The 17,970-nt window shown below is 43.3% G+C and carries 13 protein-coding genes; 5 read left to right on the top strand and 8 right to left on the bottom strand.

The features are described from left to right. Positions 1-2 precede the first annotated feature (2 nt). Complete coding sequence (locus tag Xhom_RS11795) at positions 3-1,487, top strand: aldehyde dehydrogenase family protein (protein ID WP_069316805.1); 1,485 nt, start codon at positions 3-5, stop codon at positions 1,485-1,487. Positions 1,488-1,565: 78 nt separating this feature from the next. Here the strand turns inward: Xhom_RS11795 and adk are convergent, their stop codons facing one another. From adk to apt, 6 genes are all read right to left on the bottom strand, one after another. Beyond that, positions 1,566-2,213 carry an adenylate kinase gene (gene adk, locus Xhom_RS11790; RefSeq protein ID WP_069316806.1) on the bottom strand — a complete coding sequence of 216 codons (648 nt, stop codon included), beginning with the start codon at positions 2,211-2,213 and terminating at the stop codon, positions 1,566-1,568. 174 nt (positions 2,214-2,387) lie between these two features. After that, entirely contained in the window at positions 2,388-4,277 is a 1,890-nt protein-coding gene (gene htpG, locus Xhom_RS11785) for a molecular chaperone HtpG (protein ID WP_069318481.1), read from the bottom strand. Positions 4,278-4,482: 205 nt separating this feature from the next. Continuing rightward, a complete protein-coding gene (recR, locus tag Xhom_RS11780; RefSeq protein WP_069316807.1) occupies positions 4,483-5,091 on the bottom strand; it encodes a recombination mediator RecR in 609 nt (202 codons plus the stop codon). After that, entirely contained in the window at positions 5,091-5,420 is a 330-nt protein-coding gene (locus Xhom_RS11775) for a YbaB/EbfC family nucleoid-associated protein (protein ID WP_069316808.1), read from the bottom strand. Before Xhom_RS11775 ends, recR begins: the two co-directional genes overlap by 1 nt. A 48-nt stretch (positions 5,421-5,468) precedes the next feature. Further along, a complete protein-coding gene (gene dnaX, locus Xhom_RS11770; RefSeq protein ID WP_069316809.1) occupies positions 5,469-7,493 on the bottom strand; it encodes a DNA polymerase III subunit gamma/tau in 2,025 nt (674 codons plus the stop codon). A gap of 97 nt (positions 7,494-7,590) precedes the next feature. Then, positions 7,591-8,142: an adenine phosphoribosyltransferase gene (apt, locus tag Xhom_RS11765; protein ID WP_069316810.1), complete on the bottom strand. Its 552-nt coding sequence runs from the start codon at positions 8,140-8,142 to the stop codon at positions 7,591-7,593. A 148-nt stretch (positions 8,143-8,290) separates the two neighbouring features. Here apt and priC point away from each other — a divergent pair, with 148 nt between their 5' ends. After that, positions 8,291-8,833, top strand: a complete 543-nt coding sequence (priC, locus tag Xhom_RS11760; RefSeq protein ID WP_069316811.1) for a primosomal replication protein PriC — start codon at positions 8,291-8,293, stop codon at positions 8,831-8,833. Between the two features lie 20 nt (positions 8,834-8,853). Further along, entirely contained in the window at positions 8,854-9,018 is a 165-nt protein-coding gene (gene rsmS, locus Xhom_RS11755) for a pleiotropic regulatory protein RsmS (RefSeq protein WP_069316812.1), read from the top strand. Positions 9,019-9,069: 51 nt separating this feature from the next. Here the strand turns inward: rsmS and mscK are convergent, their stop codons facing one another. Both mscK and acrR read right to left on the bottom strand, forming a co-directional pair. Next, a complete protein-coding gene (gene mscK, locus Xhom_RS11750; protein ID WP_418384927.1) occupies positions 9,070-12,432 on the bottom strand; it encodes a mechanosensitive channel MscK in 3,363 nt (1,120 codons plus the stop codon). 126 nt (positions 12,433-12,558) lie between these two features. Next, positions 12,559-13,209, bottom strand: a complete 651-nt coding sequence (acrR, locus tag Xhom_RS11745) for a multidrug efflux transporter transcriptional repressor AcrR (RefSeq protein WP_145957448.1) — start codon at positions 13,207-13,209, stop codon at positions 12,559-12,561. Positions 13,210-13,350: 141 nt separating this feature from the next. Between acrR and Xhom_RS11740 the strand changes: the two genes are divergently transcribed. Continuing rightward, positions 13,351-14,550, top strand: a complete 1,200-nt coding sequence (locus Xhom_RS11740; protein WP_069316815.1) for an efflux RND transporter periplasmic adaptor subunit — start codon at positions 13,351-13,353, stop codon at positions 14,548-14,550. 14 nt (positions 14,551-14,564) lie between these two features. Further along, a complete protein-coding gene (locus tag Xhom_RS11735) occupies positions 14,565-17,714 on the top strand; it encodes an efflux RND transporter permease subunit (RefSeq protein ID WP_069316816.1) in 3,150 nt (1,049 codons plus the stop codon). Positions 17,715-17,970 lie beyond the last annotated feature (256 nt).

The following is a 17,970-nucleotide window of genomic DNA, read 5'->3' as shown; positions in this document are numbered from 1 at the left end:
TAATGAAAAAGCTACATGATATTACCAAAGAATTGTTACCTGCTAAATTTTATAAGATGTTGATTAATGGCGAATGGGTCGAGAGTGTTTCCAAAAACACCCACAAAAGCTATAACCCCGCTACAAGCGAATTCCTAACGGAATATGCCGCAGGTAATGCCGAAGATGTAGAACTCGCTGTCAAAGCTGCCCGAAAAGCATTACCAACATGGAGTAAAACTTCCGCTGTAGAGAGGCAATCATTGTTACTGAAAATTGCCGATCTGCTGGAAGCAGAAGCAGAACGCTTTATCGTCCTTGAAACATTAGATGGCGGCAAAACCCAAACTCTGTGTCGTCATTTTGATATTCCTTTTGCCATTGATCACTTCCGCTATTTTGCAGGAGTTATCCGCACACATTCCGATGCCATGGACGTTATTGACAATGATAGTCTGAGTCTGGTTATCCGAGAACCTATTGGCGTAGTCGGGCAAATTATTCCATGGAATTTCCCATTATTGATGGCCGCTTGGAAACTGGCACCAGCCCTTGCCGCCGGTAATACCATTATCATTAATCCTGCAAGCCTGACTCCAATGACGCTACTTGAATTGGGGCGCATCATGAATCAAGTTCTACCAGCAGGTGTTGTCAATATTGTTACAGGGCGTGGCTCAATCGTTGGTCAAGCGATCCTCGATCACAAAGACATTGATAAAGTCGCCTTTACAGGTTCAACAGAAATTGGATATAACGTTGCTGCTGCCGCAGCAAAAAAACTTATTCCCGCCACATTAGAGCTGGGTGGTAAATCAGCCAATATCATTTTCCCTGATGCCAATATGAAAAAAGCGGTCAAATATGCCGCTAATGCAATTTTGCTTAATCAAGGACAAGCCTGTGAATCCGGTGCCCGTTTGTTCCTACATAAAGATATTCATGACGAATTCCTGAAATCACTGAAAATGGTATTTGAATCAGTCAACGTGGGTGATCCTATGCTGGCAGAAACTGAAATGGGCAGCCAAGTCAGTGAAGAACAAATGAATATTATTTTGGGTTATATCGATCTTGCAAAACAAGAAGGTGCAACCGTCCTAACTGGCGGAAAACGCATTACAGGTGCGGGATATGATGATGGCTTCTTTATCCAGCCAACTATTCTCACCAATGTGACCAATAAGACGCGGGTTGCACAGGAAGAAATTTTCGGGCCTGTACTGTGTGTCATTCCATTCAGTAGTGAAGACGAAGTGATAGAAATGGCCAATGATTCCGAATACGGTTTAGCAGGTGCTGTATGGACACAAGATATTAACCGTGCGCTGCGTGTCGCTAAGGCAGTAAGAACTGGCCGTATGTGGATTAATACCTATCACGAATTACCCGCCCATGCGCCTTTCGGTGGCTATAAAAAATCAGGACTTGGGCGTGAAACCCATAAGATGATACTGGATGCCTACACTGAAGTGAAGAATATCTATATCAGTACGAAAGAAGACTGATAGACTAAAAAAAAGTGCCTAAAAATTGCCACCTACAAGGGTGGCAATTAAGGCGCAATCACTCAAGAATAGACTAAATCATTCACCCAGAATGTTAGCCAATTCCGCGCTAACTTCAGCTACCTGACGAGTACCATCAAGTTTGAAGTATTTAGTGTTGCCTGCCTGAGCTTCTTTTTGGTAGTAGGAAACCAAAGGTGCGGTTTGTGTGTGGTATTCAACCAGACGTTTACGGACAGTATCTTCCTGATCATCTTTACGGATGGTCAGTTCTTCGCCAGTGGCATCATCTTTGTTTTCCACTTTTGGTGGATTAAATTTGATATGGTAAACACGACCCGATGGGGCATGTACACGACGACCGATGATGCGTTCAACAATGATGTTATCAGGAACATCAAATTCCAGAACAGAATCAACCTTGATGCCAGCTTCTTTCATAGCATCAGCCTGTGGAATGGTACGTGGGAACCCATCCAACAAGAAGCCATTACGACAATCATCTTGTTTGATGCGCTCTTTAACCAAGGCAATGACCAGTTCATCAGTCACCAGTTTGCCATTATCCATTAATTCTTTCGCTTTCAAACCCAACTCTGTGCCAGCTTTTACTGCGGCACGCAGCATGTCACCTGTCGAAATCTGAGGGATCCCATATTTCTCCATGATAAATTGTGCTTGAGTTCCCTTACCGGCGCCTGGTGCGCCCAGCAGAATAATACGCATTGCGTAAATCCCCTTGCTATTTGCTTTTCGTATTTTTTAAAGAAAACGAACCACCATACCATTTGAACGGGAGATGGCTCAAGGAATCAGGTAAACGTTTTCGCATTAGCCAAAAAATAAACCACGCTCCACTTTACGCTGAAGCGTGGTTTCTTTATCATACTTTCAACAAGATTAAGCTGTTTCAGCTAATAATAACTGATTCATGCGACGAATGAACTGGTTTGGATCATCCAATGTGCCACGTTCAGCAAACAGGGCTTGCTCCAGTAGCAATTCAATCCAATCAGCAAACTGAGTCTCATCAGAAATATCAGAGGCTTTTTTAACCAGAGCATGTTCTGGATTCAGTTCAAAGTTATAGCTTACTTCTGGCGCTGTCTGGCCCGCAGCCGCGAATAGCTTCGCCATTTGGGTGCTCATTCCATTGGCATCGGTTGTTACGATCGCTGGCGTATCAGTCAGGCGGTGAGTCAGCTTCACTTCTTTCACGCGTTCACCCAACAGGGTCTTCACACGCTCAACAAATGGCTGAAGTTTTTTATCTTCTTCTTCCTGTTCAACCTTGTTTTCGTCTGCCAGCTTATCGAGTGATTCATCTGCCTTGCTAACAGATTGGAATGATTTACCATCGAATTCAGTCAGGTAGCTCATCATCCACTCATCGATACGGTCAGACAACAGCAGAACTTCAATACCTTTCTTACGGAACAGTTCTAAATGTGGGCTATTCTTCGCCGCAGCATAGCTATCTGCCGTAATGTAATAAATCTTCTCCTGCCCTTCTGCCATACGGCCAACGTAATCTTCTAAAGAAACCGTTTGTGCCGAAGCGTCATTGTGGGTAGTGGCAAAACGCAGTAATTTAGCGATGGTTTCTTTGTTTGTGCCATCTTCAGCAGGGCCTTCTTTCAATACTAAGCCGAACTGCTGCCAGAAAGACTGATATTTTTCTGCATCGTCTTTTGCCAATTTATCCAGCATCTGCAAGACGCGTTTTGTCAATGCACTACGCAGATTACGGGTAATTGTGCTGTCTTGCAGAATTTCACGGGAAACGTTCAGCGGCAGATCATTGGAATCAATCAGGCCACGGACAAAGCGCAGGTAATTTGGCATGAACTGTTCAGCTTCATCCATGATAAATACACGCTGTACATACAGTTTAAGGCCATGTTTGTGATCACGGTTCCACATATCCCACGGAGCTTGAGAAGGGATATACAACAAACTGGTGTATTCCTGCTTACCTTCAACGCGGTTATGGCTCCAGATCAGAGAGTCAGTAAAATCATGGGAAATGTGCTTGTAAAACTCTTGATATTCTTCATCGCTGATTTCTGCTTTACCACGAGTCCACAAAGCCTGAGCTTTGTTGATCTTTTCCCATGTGACGGTAACGCTGTCGTCTTCTTCGTTTTTCGTTTGAGTTTCGATTTCAACAGGTAAGGCAATGTGATCAGAATATTTGCCAATGATAGAGCGCAGACGCCAATCATTGAGGAACTCACTTTCCGCTTCACGCAAATGCAAAGTGACTTCTGTACCACGTTCAACTTTTTCAATATCAGCAACGGTATAATCACCTTCGCCTGTTGATTCCCAAAATACACCCTGATCAGTCGCAGCACCTGCTGCACGGGTACGTACTGTCACTTTATCCGCAACGATAAACGCTGAATAGAAACCAACACCGAATTGACCAATCAATTGACTGTCTTTTGCCTGATCAGAGCCGATTGATTCAAGAAATGCTTTAGTACCTGATTTTGCAATCGTTCCCAGATGATCAATCACTTCATCACGGGACATCCCGATACCATTATCACTGATAGTGATGGTTTTTTGCTCTTTATCACAAGCGAGACGAACACGTAATTCTCCATTATTTTCATACAGCTCAGGCGCAGATAATGCGTGGAAACGTAACTTGTCCGCCGCATCAGATGCGTTTGAAATTAGCTCACGGAGAAAAATTTCTTTGTTGGAATAGAGAGAATGAATCATCAACTGCAATAGTTGTTTGACTTCTGACTGAAATCCACGTGTTTCCTGATCTTTCATGCTCATTTATTACCTCAATCTAAATCCAGTTCAGATATGTAAAATCGGACGATGGTAATCAAATGGGGATAGATACGGAAAATTTCAAGTTCGGAAAAAAACAAGAATGTAAAATTTAGTTTGATACGCACTTAAACCTGTTATGGATGGCGGCACGAACCGCAACACCATCCATTGGAATGTCCCATTAAAATTGGGCGATAAATCACAAACCAGTGATTTTTTGACGGCCAGCCAGTGAATGAGACAGGGTTGTACCATCCACCATTTCAAGCTCTCCACCGACAGGAACCCCGTGGGCAATTCGGCTGGCACTCACACCATACTGCGAACATATTTCTGCAATATAGTTTGCCGTGGCCTCTCCTTCGACAGTTGGATTCGTTGCCAAAATAATTTCTGATAACGTTTCAGAAGATAAGCGTTCTTCTAAACGATCCAAACCGATATCCATTGGCCCAATGCCATCCAGTGGTGATAAGTGCCCCATCAAGACAAAATAACGTCCTGCAAACTGACCAGTTTGTTCAATGGCATGAATATCCGCTGGACTCTCCACCACACAGATCTGGCCATTCTGCTGACGGCGGGAATTAGTGCAAATTGTGCACTGTTCCTGTTCGGTGAATGTCCGGCAATCCTGACAGTGACCAATTTCAGACATCGCTCGCGTCAAAGCCTGTGCCAATCGCATTCCTCCACTACGATTCCGCTGGAGTAGATGAAATGCCATTCGTTGAGCAGACTTAGGGCCTACGCCGGGCAAACAGCGTAGTGCTTCCATCAGCGATTCAAGAAGAGGGCTGGTTTGCATTAGAATGGCATCTTAAAGCCAGGCGGTAATTGCATTCCGTTAGAAACACCAGCCATTTTTTCTTTCTGGGTTTCTTCAATGCGACGAGCCGCATCATTGAACGCAGCAGCAATCAGATCTTCCAGCATATCTTTGTCATCTTCCATCAGGCTTGGATCGATCTCAACACGACGGCAGTTATGCGCACCATTAATTGTCACTTTAACCAGACCCGCACCGGATTCACCTGTCACTTCTAGGCTTGCAATTTCTTCCTGCATTTTCTGCATCTTTTCTTGCATCTGCTGGGCCTGTTTCATCAAATTGCCCAAACCACCTTTACCAAACATAATTCTCTCTCTTCACTATAGCCACAGCATAAAAACATACTGTAGCGGTTAAACAGGCCGGATACTTTCTTCATCCAATTCTGCATCAAATAGCTGCTGAAGTGTTTGAATCGTTCTATCCGAAATAATGGACTGACGCGCTTGTGCCAATTTTTCTTCATAAATGGCTTGCCGCCACTCCAGAGGCGTTTTTATCTCAGGATTATCATCTTCAATAATACGGAGTTCAATAGATTTTCCATTCAATTCACTTAATGCTTCAGCCAACGTTTTTTGAGCCGATGCCGAATTAAGATGGCGCTGTTGTGAACGCAAATGCAGACAGAATCGATTTTCATCAATCTGCTCTTTAAAAGCGTTCAATGCTATCTGCTGAACTAATTTGGGAATATGCAGTTTATCAATTTCCGCAGCCCATGCGTCCCTTTGTTTCGATTCGATAGCCAGCTTTTTTACCAGCTCGGCTGTTTTTTCGTGCTCAAGTGCTGCTTTTATCGCTTTAGGTGTCGTAACCGATGGCTGTTTTTCTTCAACATTATTCGTTGCTCGCCAGCGGTAAGCCTCTTTTTTTGCCGGCTTAGATTCCTTCGCTTTAGGGATATAAGATTGAGGACGCTGTTCTGCCACCGCCACCAACCGATCCAGAGCCGAACTTGCCGGCTTCGCCCTTGCAGACTCTGCCGGCTCAGGCTTTTTTGGTGGTGTATTTCCTTGATGAGTCAGCGCGTTTCTTGCTTGCAACAATTTCGCTGTCGGGCTATCTGTAGAGCTACCCGCCGCAGGTAGTGTTCCCATTGATTGAGGTATGCTCTGTCCAGTATGTTCGCCCTCTCTATTACTTTGAATAGCATTACCTTGAGTAACCCTACCTTGGGTAACATTGTTTGGAACAATATTATGTGGGGCAAATTGCCCAGAAGGCGATGGCGCTGACTCAATTGCCGCTATAGGGCTTTCGGCAATAGGTGATGATTCTTCAATAACAGTTTTAGGATGGAAGGCCAAAGCTCGCAATAATGCCATTTCAACCCCCATCCGGCGCTCCGGTGCATAAGGGAGTTCTTTGCGTCCCATCAGCAAAGCCTGATAATAAAGCTGTAAATCCGTCGGAGAGATTGTTCTTGCCAGCAAACGCAATCGCCCTTCTGTTGACGATGGATCACTTTCAGGTTGCTGAGGTAATAATTGGAGCATGGCGATGCGATGCAACAGCGACAACGTTTCGACCAGTAGGTTTTCCCAATCCATACCACGGGATGCAACTTGTTCAACCAGAGCCATCATTTGCTGCCCATCAGCACGCACTAATGATTCAATCATCGCCAATGGTTGTTCATCATCCAGCGCACCCAACATCTGACGAACAACGTCCGATGTCACTATTCCACCACCAAGGGCAATGGCTTGATCGGTTAAACTCAGGGCGTCGCGCATGCTGCCATCCGCAGCACGTGCAAGAAGCTGACGAGCACGGGCATCACTTTCTATGTGCTCCGCATTGAGGACATGCTCCAATTGGCTGCCAATTTGATTCACATCGAGTGCTTTCAGATGGAATTGCAAGCAACGTGAAAGGATAGTCACAGGCAGTTTTTGTGGATCTGTCGTTGCCAAAAGGAATTTCACATGTTCAGGCGGTTCTTCTAATGTCTTCAGTAAGGCATTGAAGCTATGACGAGAAAGCATGTGAACTTCGTCAATAAGGTAAACCTTGAAACGGCCATGGGCAGGAGCATACTGGACGTTGTCCAGCAATTCGCGGGTATCTTCTACTTTTGTTCGGGAAGCGGCATCGATTTCAATCAAATCAACAAATCGCCCCTGTTCAATTTCAAGACAGTTCGCACACTGACCACACGGGGTCTTTGTAATACCCGTTTCGCAATTCAGTCCTTTTGCCAACAGACGTGCGATAGTGGTTTTACCCACACCACGAGTGCCGGAAAAAAGATAAGCATGATGGAGGCGCTGGTGCTCAAGACCATTCGCCAGAGCAGTCAGCACATGTTGCTGACCGATCACATCAGAAAATATTTGTGGGCGCCACTTACGGGCTAATACCTGATAGCTCATGAATACCGAGGAAATTGAACATGACTGACTATCATGCTAGCACAGCCTCACCATTCACGGCGAGGCTGATGTATCAATAATGCAAAAATCAGAACAATCAATGACCCGGGAATTCAAGGAGCGTGTAGCTCTCAACATCTTGTTTCTTCAAGCGTTCGACACCTCCCAAATCCGGTAATCCAATGATGAATGCCGCTTCGTTAACATCTCCGCCCAAGCGACGGATCAGGCGAACTGTCGCTTCGATAGTTCCACCCGTTGCAAGCAGATCATCAATGACCAGAACTTTATCCCCTTCCTTGATGCTGCTTTTATGAATTTCTAGCGTATCAGTACCATATTCCAGATCGTAAGTTTCACTTAATGTCTCACGAGGTAATTTACCTTTTTTACGGACAGGAATAAAACTGACTCCCAGACGCAGTGCAACAGGAGCACCAAATAAGAAACCACGAGCTTCAGTACCAACAATTTTCGTGATTCCTTTTTCCTGATAATGTGCTACCAGTAAATCAATCGTAGCTTGATAAGCTACGGGATTATCCAGCAATGTGGTAATGTCACGAAAAAGTACTCCCTTCTTTGGATAATCAGGGATCGTTTCGATACTATCTTTAATAAATTGTAGTTGTTGTGCGTGAGCGGTCATAATCGATGCCAGCCATTTTATAAAAAACGAAAACGGTAAAATTTATTCAAACTACTAGAAAAAAAGAAAAAAGCAACTACGAAGCAATTTACAGCCTATATTTTGTTGAATTAGGTCAAAATAGATTATTAACGATAATGGAATGCTGATGGGTATACAAAATTTATTAAGTGCCTTGGAAAAACAGATCAGTACCCTAGAGCAGGATCTCGCTTTACTACCCGATACGCCTTTTTCCATCGCCCGTTTTGATCAAACGCTATTCCACCGCTACAGCAATAAACTCGGTGGATACATGCAAGAAATCAAACAAAATATGGAACAATTAAAAAGCTGCGTCAAAGATAACCGTATTGAGCAAGTGAAATTCCTTTCTGAGCGTTTACTGACACAAATCGAGGCCTTAAAACGCGAAATATCAACCCAAGCCCTGCGAAAGCAAGAAGATAAATTTGAACGCCGCTCACAAGAAAGAGATCTTTACCAACGTCTGGCAGAACATCAAGATTATGAGCGTCGTCTAATGGCAATGGTGGATGACAGAGAATTACAGCTAAATAAACAAGTAACACTCGCCAATAAGCATAAATTGCAACAGGAAATCGCAGCTCTGGCAGGAAGACTCGCCCGCTGTCGCCAAGCGTTGATGCGTATCGAGAGATCAATAGAAAAGCAGGAAAATTCTGATTAGATACAAGGAAAATAGCCATTATGACTCTTGAACAAGCACCGCCAGAAGTGCAACTCGCGGTAGATCTTATTTATCTGCTCGAATGTAACGAGATTGCACCAGGCACCGTGCTGGCAGCATTAGAAATCGTCAAACACGATTTTAAGGGAAAACTGGAAAAACAACTTCACGAGCCTGAGGAATAAGCAAAATTAATCCTTATCCCATCAGGCCCTATTTTTTAATAAAAAACGGATTTAAGGCAAAAATGATTTTTCATCAGGAAAAGATTTCCCATCTGGAGGTTGATTAGCAACGTTCAATGGCTTCTGTACCTCCTGCAAACTATCTTGCCTATTGTGCAAATAAACTTCCAATTGGTTAAATGCGATATTAATGTCATTTTCCCGACATAATTGATCAATACTACGGTTAACTTCATCTACGGTACGGCTACGATCACCCAATTCTCGTACATAAAGCCTCAATTCATGATCTAGTGTACTGGCACCAAAACTCATAAAGTAGACTTGCGGTCCTGGCTCACTCATTACCCGAGAGTTATCGTTTGCTGCTTTTAACAACACTTCTTTCACTTTATCAAGATCAGAACCATATGCGACGCCGACCTTAATAATAATTCGTGTAGTGGTGTCAGAAAGCGTCCAGTTAATGAGACGTTCCGTCACAAATGCCCGATTGGGAATAATCACCTCTTTGCGATCAAAATCCGTAATCGTCGTCGCTCGAATACGGATCTTACTGACCGAACCAGAGTAAGTGCCTATCGTTACGGTATCTCCGATACGGACAGGACGTTCGAATAAAATAATCAAACCCGAAACAAAGTTGGCAAAGATTTCCTGTAAACCAAAACCTAAACCGACCGAAAGAGCGGCCGCCAACCATTGTAGTTTATTCCATGAAACGCCCAGTGTTCCCAGTGCAGTAATGCCCCCAACTCCGATTATGAGGTAAGTTAGCATCGTCTTAATTGCATATGAGGAACCTTGTTGTAACTGCAAGCGGGATAGTACTAATACTTCCAGTAAGCCCGGTAAGTTTCTCATCATGACCCAAGAAATCACCAACATCGCTATCGATAATGCCAAATCTTTCAAGGTGACGTATTTCAGGACATTCCCCAGCTCGGTTGTAGTGCTGTATTGCCACAAGTTGATCCCGTCAAGATAGGAAAACACCGTCACCAAATCAGACCAAATCCAATAAAATGCCCCAAAAAATATCAAAAACAGCACCATGGTAGTCAAACGCAATGATTGCTGGTTAATACGATCCAAAGCCATTGGTGGCTCTTCCACCACTTCTCCTTCTGCCCCTTCTTTGGTTAGAGACTGACGACGGGCAATGGCACGTCGGTAAGCAATACGACGTGCTGCAATCCCTAACCCCCGCAAACACGCTTGGTAGCAAATATGCCAGAAGAATAGTAAATACAGGCTATAGAGCCAACGTTCTGCTAAACGCAGAGTCGTGTAGAAATAACCAGATACCATCAATACGATCAGAATTAGCGGTGCAAAAGTCAGTGTTGTCACCACAATAGTGCGGATCATGTGGGAGCTTTTTTCACGCCATACCTGACGGCAAAATGGAAAGATAAAAAAGAAAACAAAGAATAGGCAAACCAAAACGGCACACTGACCAATCACATCATCAGACAACCGCAAAGGATGTTTAACACCTAATGTGATCCAGAACAAAATAGGCAACAGGGCGATAGACAGGCGCACAAGATTTTTGCGGAATAAGGTACAAACCTCCCTGTCCAGCGAAAAGTGGTGCTCTCCGATCCCGTCTATGGCAAGGATTTGATAGCAATAACTATACATAATCCAAAATAGCGCCAATTGGCAGGAAAATCTCCAAATCAAATCGCCCAGATCATCACCTGATTTCGAATACCAATAACCTATAGCCAGCACAATAAAGGCAAGTGGCAATGTTTTTATCAGAGTCAGAATCAATGCCATTGGCGTATGCAATTGGCCGTCACGACGAAACTGCCCTACCTCATCAGAAATTTTCTGTAGCTGCACATTAATGCCTTTAGTTTGCCAGCGCAAAAATAAGCCAATCAACAAAAGGGGAATGACGAAATGGACGGAATTTTTCAGCCCCGTAACAAAACCACTCAGGGTCAAATGAATATCCAAATGGCTCAATTCTCCCTGAATCAAATCAGGTAAAGATTTCAACCAAGCTAAATTCATCGGTTTGTTACTGTTGACCCAAAAGATTTGCTGGACAAGAGTTTGTTCTAATGATTTGGTAACATCTAACAGTTGCTGCTGATCCATCTGTAAGTTGATGGCATGCGTAATCTGATTTCCCAACTGATTATTGAGCTGATCTAACAACTCACAACGAACATCTAGAATCTGATTAATGGCATTATGGATTTCACCCACAACCTCCGCAGATTCGTTTTTCAACTTATCGTGGTTATCTTTCAATAAATTATTTGTATAACTATTTCCCTGACAGGATTGATCTCGCTCCTGATTAATTTCAAACTGCTCCAGACGTAAATCAGCAATTTTCGTCGGCAAATCTTTTGTCAGAACATCCTGTGGTACTTTCAACTGCTCCTGAAACAGAATTCGCGACAGCAGTAAACTACCCCGCAAAACTTTAACCTGCTCTTTTAGGTTGCGCTCCGATTGGATGGCGCGATCCAGATAATTTTTAACTTGAATATTTTTCTGTACCAGTTGATTATTATCACGCGTAGCAGAAACCAACCGTTCACTTAGCTCACGATTATCCTCAATTTCGTCCTGAACCAAAGAATTATCCTGAATATGGGAATTTTTACCCTCTTGAGTTTGTGCTTCTTTCACTGTTTCTTCAGAAAGAATGAGACGCTTTCCACTTACCACATTTTGAATAAATTGGACATAACGCTCCAATTGGTCAATTTTGAACGCCGTATAATCTCGTTGCTGCTGTAAAAGTGCTTGTAGCTGCGTGTTCGCCTGTAAAGATGCTCGCTGAAACTCATTTTGCTGCATCAAAAAAAACTGTTCCACCAGCAATAATTCCATCTGGGTATAGCTCGATTCTGACTGTTCAGTTAATGAATTATTGAGTTGATTACGAATGTGTTGCAATCTTTGAACGTTGCGGAATAACACATTTTGGGCTCGTTCTGGTTGCGTTTGCAGACCAATTAACTGACTGTTGTAACTAGCAAGGTTTTCCTGTGCTCGTTGCAAGCTATTCAGTGTACTGTTCAGTTTCGACTCAAGCTGTTTTAGAGATAGCGCTTCCAGCGTCTTTTTATACTCATTTTCATCCTGCTCAGCATTATTTTTCAGGTTCTCCAAATCCATCATAACCTGACGTGATTTTTGCGGTGCATCCAGCAAATTTTTCTTGAGTAGATCAGAATCCAACTTCACTTGATCTATTTTATCAAAGAAAGAGAGCGCTTTTTCCAAATCTGCCATCGATACCTTTTCATCAACAGTATGCTCCTTACGTTCTGTCAGGAGCTTGAGCTGATTTTGAATATCAGTACGTGTTGGAATATCACTATTGAAAGCAGCATTCGCAGGAGAATAGAAAAATGACAGGAGAAAAAACAGACTCACCATCAACACAAGGCGAAAAAATACTATATTGCGTAGAAAGACTATATCGGGGAGTGTGTTGCACAACTCTCCCTTATTGAGCAAGGCACTCAAATATCGGTTAACTGAAACCATCAATTAATCTACTCATCATTTGCAGATAATGGAATTGCACCGTAGGTGATGGCTATATCTAAGCGTGTCGATAAAACTATCTACCAAGTGTGCAGATTGTTCCTGAATATTAAAACTGTCTGGCGAGAATGACCAGTTTTCCATTAATCCTGTCATCAATGCTCTCAACATAATAGCAGAACGCCGGAGATCAAGATCATAAGGTAACTCCCCAGATTGGATACAAGCCGTTAACATTTTTTCAATTTTGATATAATCGGAAATACATGTCTCCCGAAGCTGCTCTGCCAATGAAGATGTTTCTCCAACGAACTCACATTTATGGAAAAAAATTTCCATTAACGCACGATGTTGTACATCATTAATCATCATTCCCAGTATGAAAATTAATAAAGATCTCAATGCAATGAGTGGATTATTAGGGTATTTTGTTTGATACTCTTTCTCTAACTCGTCTATTTTATATTCTGGCATTTTACAAACAACGGAAAGTAAATCCGTTTTATTTTTAAAGTGCCAGTAAATCGCACCACGCGTTACACCTGCTGCAATTGCAATATCTGCCAATGAAGTAGCAGAAACACCGCGCTCAGAAAATGTTTTTATTGCAGCCTCTATAATTTGTTGACGAGTTTTTTTTGCTTGCTGTTTAGTTTTTCGTGCCATTTTAGTGCCATAAACTTTGTTTTTGACTGAGGGTGATTTACATACATTCATGTATGTTTGTACTATAGCACCCATAATCAATGAAGTAATGAATTCACTCGTTAGGTTAGAGAATCTACATTGAAAAATTGAGGTTTACTTATGCGAAAAAACAGGGGGGTTTTACCTCTGGTCACATTATTGGTGTTTTCAGGCAGTTTCATTCTCTCGGGATGTAATGACAATAAAAACACACTGCCAGGAGCTACTGGAGGGTTTGTTCCTGAAGTGGATATCGTAACGCTGAAGGCCGAACCTCTGACGGTTATTACAGAATTGCCAGGTCGTACATCGTCCTACCGTGTTGCGGAGGTTCGTCCTCAAGTCAGTGGCATCATTCTGAAACGTAACTACAAAGAAGGAAGTGATATTGTTGCGGGAGAATCATTATACCAAATCGATCCAGCGACCTATCAGACTGAATACAACAAAGCCAAAGCAAACCTGGCTAGAGCGCAGGCCAACGAGAAAGTTTCCCACTTAACCGTTGAGCGTTATAAATCTTTGCTAGGCACACAATATGTAAGTAAGCAGGAGTTTGATAAAGCAGATTCTGATTACGCACAGGCAAATGCTGATGTTCAGTCCGCTAAGGCTGCATTGGAAAGCGCTCAGATTAATCTGGCGTATACCAAAGTAACATCTCCTATTTCTGGTCGTGCGGGTAAATCCACTGTCACAGAAGGCGCTCTGGTTTCTGCTGGGCAGCCAACAGCTCTGACAATCGTTCAACAGTTAGACCCGATCTATGTTGATATCACTCAATCAAGTGATGACTACCTGCGATTTAAAAATGAAATTGCCAAAGGAACCATTCAAAGAGACCAAAACAAAGCCAAACTTCGCCTAATTACTGATACCGGTCAAGAGTACAGCAAAGAAGGCTACCTTGAGTTTTCAGACGTTGCGGTTGATGAAACAACAGGCTCTATCACTATGCGTGCTGTTTTCCCAAACCCAAATGAAGAACTGCTCCCAGGTATGTTTGTTCGCTCCAAACTGGAAGAAGGTGTGCGCCAAAATGCGATTCTGATCCCCCAACAAGCTGTTACCAGAACCCCACGTGGCCAAGCAACTACTCTGATTGTCAACAAAGATAACAAAGTAGAATTACGTAATATCAATGCGGCTCAAGCGATCGGTAACAAATGGTTGGTAACAGAAGGTTTGAAAGCGGGAGATAGAGTGATCGTGACTGGATTGCAGAAAATAAAACCAGATGACACAGTTAAGCCTGTAGAAATTGATTTGAATGCCAAGCCTACGGCTAATCAGGCTGAGCCTGTAAAGAAGCCCCAATAAGGAGTCGGTGATTCATGCCTAAGTTTTTTATCGAACGGCCAATATTTGCATGGGTGATTGCGATCATCACCATGTTATCAGGCCTGTTGGCAATCATGAAATTACCCGTGGAGCAATACCCTGCGATTGCTCCACCCGCTATTTCTATTTCAGCAGTTTACCCAGGAGCTGACGCGACAACTGTTCAGAACACCGTCACTCAGGTTATTGAACAGAATATGAATGGTATCGATAATCTGGTGTACATGTCCTCCAGCAGCGATTCTGCGGGACGCATGAATATCATGCTAACCTTTGAAGCCAATACAGATCCAGATACCGCTCAAGTTCAGGTTCAGAACAAACTGCAATTGGCAATGCCTCTGTTACCTCAGGAAGTTCAACAACAAGGTGTTAGTGTTGATAAGACCACCAGCTCGTTTTTGATGGTGGCCGGTTTCATTTCTCAAAATGGCACCATGACTCAAGATGACATCGCCGACTATGTCGGGGCTAGTGTCAAAGATTCCTTGAGTCGTGTTGCTGGTGTGGGTGAAACACAACTCTTCGGTACACAGTATGCTATGCGCATTTGGCTTAATCCGGAAAAACTGGTCAACTATAAAATGACCACTTCGGATGTCATCAGTGCGATTAAAGCGCAAAACAACCAAGTTGCAGCCGGGCAATTAGGAGGAACGCCACCTGTTCCAGGGCAGCGTTTAAATGCCTCTATCATCGCACAGACTCGCCTGAATTCTACGGAAGAGTTCGGCAAGATTCTGGTGCGCGTGAATCCCGATGGGTCACACATTAACTTGAGCGATGTCGCTGTCATTGAACTGGGAGCTGAAAATTACAGTATCATTGGTCGGTTCAATGGCAAACCCGCAGCAGGTATCGGTATAAAGCTAGCGACAGGTGCTAACGCATTGGATACTTCCAAAGCCGTCAAAAAAGCACTGGCTGAAATGATGCCCTTTTTCCCGAACGGGTTGACTATCGTGTACCCGTATGACACTACACCATTCGTCAAAATATCTATTTTCGAAGTGGTAAAAACATTAGCAGAAGCCATATTGCTGGTGTTTGTTGTCATGTACCTGTTCCTGCAAAACATCCGCGCAACCTTAATCCCGACTATCGCGGTTCCGGTAGTATTGCTTGGTACATTTGCCATCCTTGCGGCATTTGGCTACTCCATCAACACATTGACCATGTTTGCGATGGTACTTGCCATCGGCTTACTTGTGGATGATGCCATTGTGGTGGTGGAAAACGTCGAACGTGTCATGCAAGAAGAAGGCTTATCGCCGAAAGAAGCCACCAAAAAATCAATGGGGCAGATTCAGGGAGCTCTAGTCGGTATCGCATTGGTACTTTCCGCTGTATTTATACCAATGGCATTTTTCGGAGGAGCCACAGGGGCAATTTACCGCCAGTTCTCAGTAACAATCGTTTCAGCAATGATATTGTCTGTACTGGTAGCATTAATTCTAACACCTGCATTATGTACCACCATGCTCAAACCCGTTGTTAAAGGCAGCCATGGAGCTCAAACGGGGTTCTTCGGCTGGTTTAACCGACTATTCGAAAAGAGCACACAACATTATACCGATAGTGTCGGCCGAATGTTGCGTGGTACAGGGCGTTATTTAATGATATATGTCTTGCTGGTCGCAGGTATGGCGTTGATATTTACTCGCCTGCCATCTTCCTTCCTGCCTCAAGAAGATCAGGGCGTTTTGCTGACAATGGTTCAGCTACCGCCAGGTTCAACTCAGGAGCAGACACAAAAGGTATTGAACCAAATCAACGACTACTTCTATACCAAAGAGAAAGATGTTGTTAAATCTGTATTTACAGTTAACGGTTTTGGTTTCAGTGGTCAAGGGCAGAATACCGGTCTGGCATTTATCAGCTTAAATGATTGGGATCAGCGTAAGGATGAGAAAGATAAGGTTGCAGCCATCATAGACCGTGCAAACGCAAACTTCTTCCAAATCAAGGAAGCTACCGTCTTTGCATTTAATATTCCTTCAATTGTAGAGCTGGGTTCTGCCAGTGGTTTTGACTTCCAATTGATCGACAAAGGGAACCTTGGTCATGAAGCATTGACAGATGCACGTAACAAATTACTTGGGATGGTTTACCAACACCCCGAAATGCTAGCCAGTGTTCGTCCTAATGGGCAGAATGACACACAGCAATATCGTATTTATATTGATTCGAAAAAAGCTGAGGCTCTGGGGGTATCCACCACAAATATCAACTCAACGCTAAGTACGATGTTTGGGGGGGCTTATGTCAATGACTTTATCGATCGCGGCCGTGTCAAAAAAGTCTATATTCAAGCTGACGCGCCTTACCGTATGTTACCTAGTGATATCAGTAAGTTATATGTCCGCAACTACCAAGGCCAAATGGTACCGTTTTCTGCATTCATGGACACATCAAAAGAACCTTGGGTTTATGGTTCACCTCGTCTAGAACGCTATAACGGCCTACCCTCCATGGAAATCGTAGGTGAAGCGGCTAAAGGCAAGAGCACTGGCGATGCAATGGCTCTGATGGAGCAACTCGCATCACAGTTACCAAACGGCATTGGTTATGACTGGACTGGTATGTCTTACCAAGAACGCTTGTCCGGTAATCAGGCTCCAGCTCTATATGCGCTGTCATTGATTGTCGTATTCCTCTGTCTGGCTGCTCTGTATGAAAGCTGGTCCGTACCATTCTCAGTCATGTTAGTCGTCCCTCTTGGGGTTATAGGGGCATTGCTGGCAACCGCAATTCGAGGACTGGATAATGACGTTTACTTTAAAGTTGGCCTGTTGACGACCATCGGATTGTCAGCGAAAAATGCCATCCTTATCGTAGAGTTCGCCAAGGACTTAATTGAAAAAGAAGGTAAGGGTTTGATCGAAGCCACCCTTAATGCAGTCAAAATGCGTCTACGTCCAATCCTGATGACTTCTTTGGCCTTTATGCTTGGGGTTATGCCTCTGGTATTGAGCAATGGTGCTGGCTCTGGTGCACAAAACGCCGTAGGAACGGGCGTATTAGGAGGAATGATTGCAGCAACATCACTGGCAATCTATTTCGTTCCAATATTTTTCGTTGTCATCAAACGCCGATTCACGAAAAAAAGTGAGGATATTGAACACATCTCAACCCCTCACTAAATTAAACCATGCTAAAAAGGCCACTTCGGTGGCCTTTTTCAATAAACTTTAATCACTCAAACAACGAATATTCAAGCTTACAATTTCCGTGTTAAAATCCAATAATATTTCAATTAAAATAAATAGTTATGAAAAAACGACTATGTTTAAAACTGATGATTTACTGTTTTTTATAATAAATGGAAGATAACTTGATAAGTTTCTATGTTTTTCTTCTGATTACACCTTTAATGGTAAAAAGTGTTCCATCTCAATG

The sequence above is a fragment of the Xenorhabdus hominickii genome, assembly GCF_002632725.1.
Taxonomy (GTDB): Bacteria; Pseudomonadota; Gammaproteobacteria; order Enterobacterales; family Enterobacteriaceae; genus Xenorhabdus; species Xenorhabdus hominickii.
Note: the sequence above shows the minus strand (reverse complement) of the source record. Positions and strands in the feature narration are given on the sequence as shown.

Bases quoted from the DNA above. Each gene is read 5' to 3' on its own strand.
- dnaX (WP_069316809.1), bottom strand. From the start codon at position 7,493: ATGAGCTATCAGGTATTAGCCCGTAAGTGGCGCCCACAAATATTTTCT.
- Xhom_RS11775 (WP_069316808.1), bottom strand. From the start codon at position 5,420: ATGTTTGGTAAAGGTGGTTTGGGCAATTTGATGAAACAGGCCCAGCAG.
- adk (WP_069316806.1), bottom strand. From the start codon at position 2,213: ATGCGTATTATTCTGCTGGGCGCACCAGGCGCCGGTAAGGGAACTCAA.
- recR (WP_069316807.1), bottom strand. From the start codon at position 5,091: ATGCAAACCAGCCCTCTTCTTGAATCGCTGATGGAAGCACTACGCTGT.
- rsmS (WP_069316812.1), top strand. From the start codon at position 8,854: ATGACTCTTGAACAAGCACCGCCAGAAGTGCAACTCGCGGTAGATCTT.
- Xhom_RS11740 (WP_069316815.1), top strand. From the start codon at position 13,351: ATGCGAAAAAACAGGGGGGTTTTACCTCTGGTCACATTATTGGTGTTT.
- mscK (WP_418384927.1), bottom strand. From the start codon at position 12,432: ATGGTGAGTCTGTTTTTTCTCCTGTCATTTTTCTATTCTCCTGCGAAT.
- apt (WP_069316810.1), bottom strand. From the start codon at position 8,142: ATGACCGCTCACGCACAACAACTACAATTTATTAAAGATAGTATCGAA.
- htpG (WP_069318481.1), bottom strand. From the start codon at position 4,277: ATGAAAGATCAGGAAACACGTGGATTTCAGTCAGAAGTCAAACAACTA.
- acrR (WP_145957448.1), bottom strand. From the start codon at position 13,209: ATGGCACGAAAAACTAAACAGCAAGCAAAAAAAACTCGTCAACAAATT.
- Xhom_RS11795 (WP_069316805.1), top strand. From the start codon at position 3: ATGAAAAAGCTACATGATATTACCAAAGAATTGTTACCTGCTAAATTT.
- priC (WP_069316811.1), top strand. From the start codon at position 8,291: ATGGGTATACAAAATTTATTAAGTGCCTTGGAAAAACAGATCAGTACC.
- Xhom_RS11735 (WP_069316816.1), top strand. From the start codon at position 14,565: ATGCCTAAGTTTTTTATCGAACGGCCAATATTTGCATGGGTGATTGCG.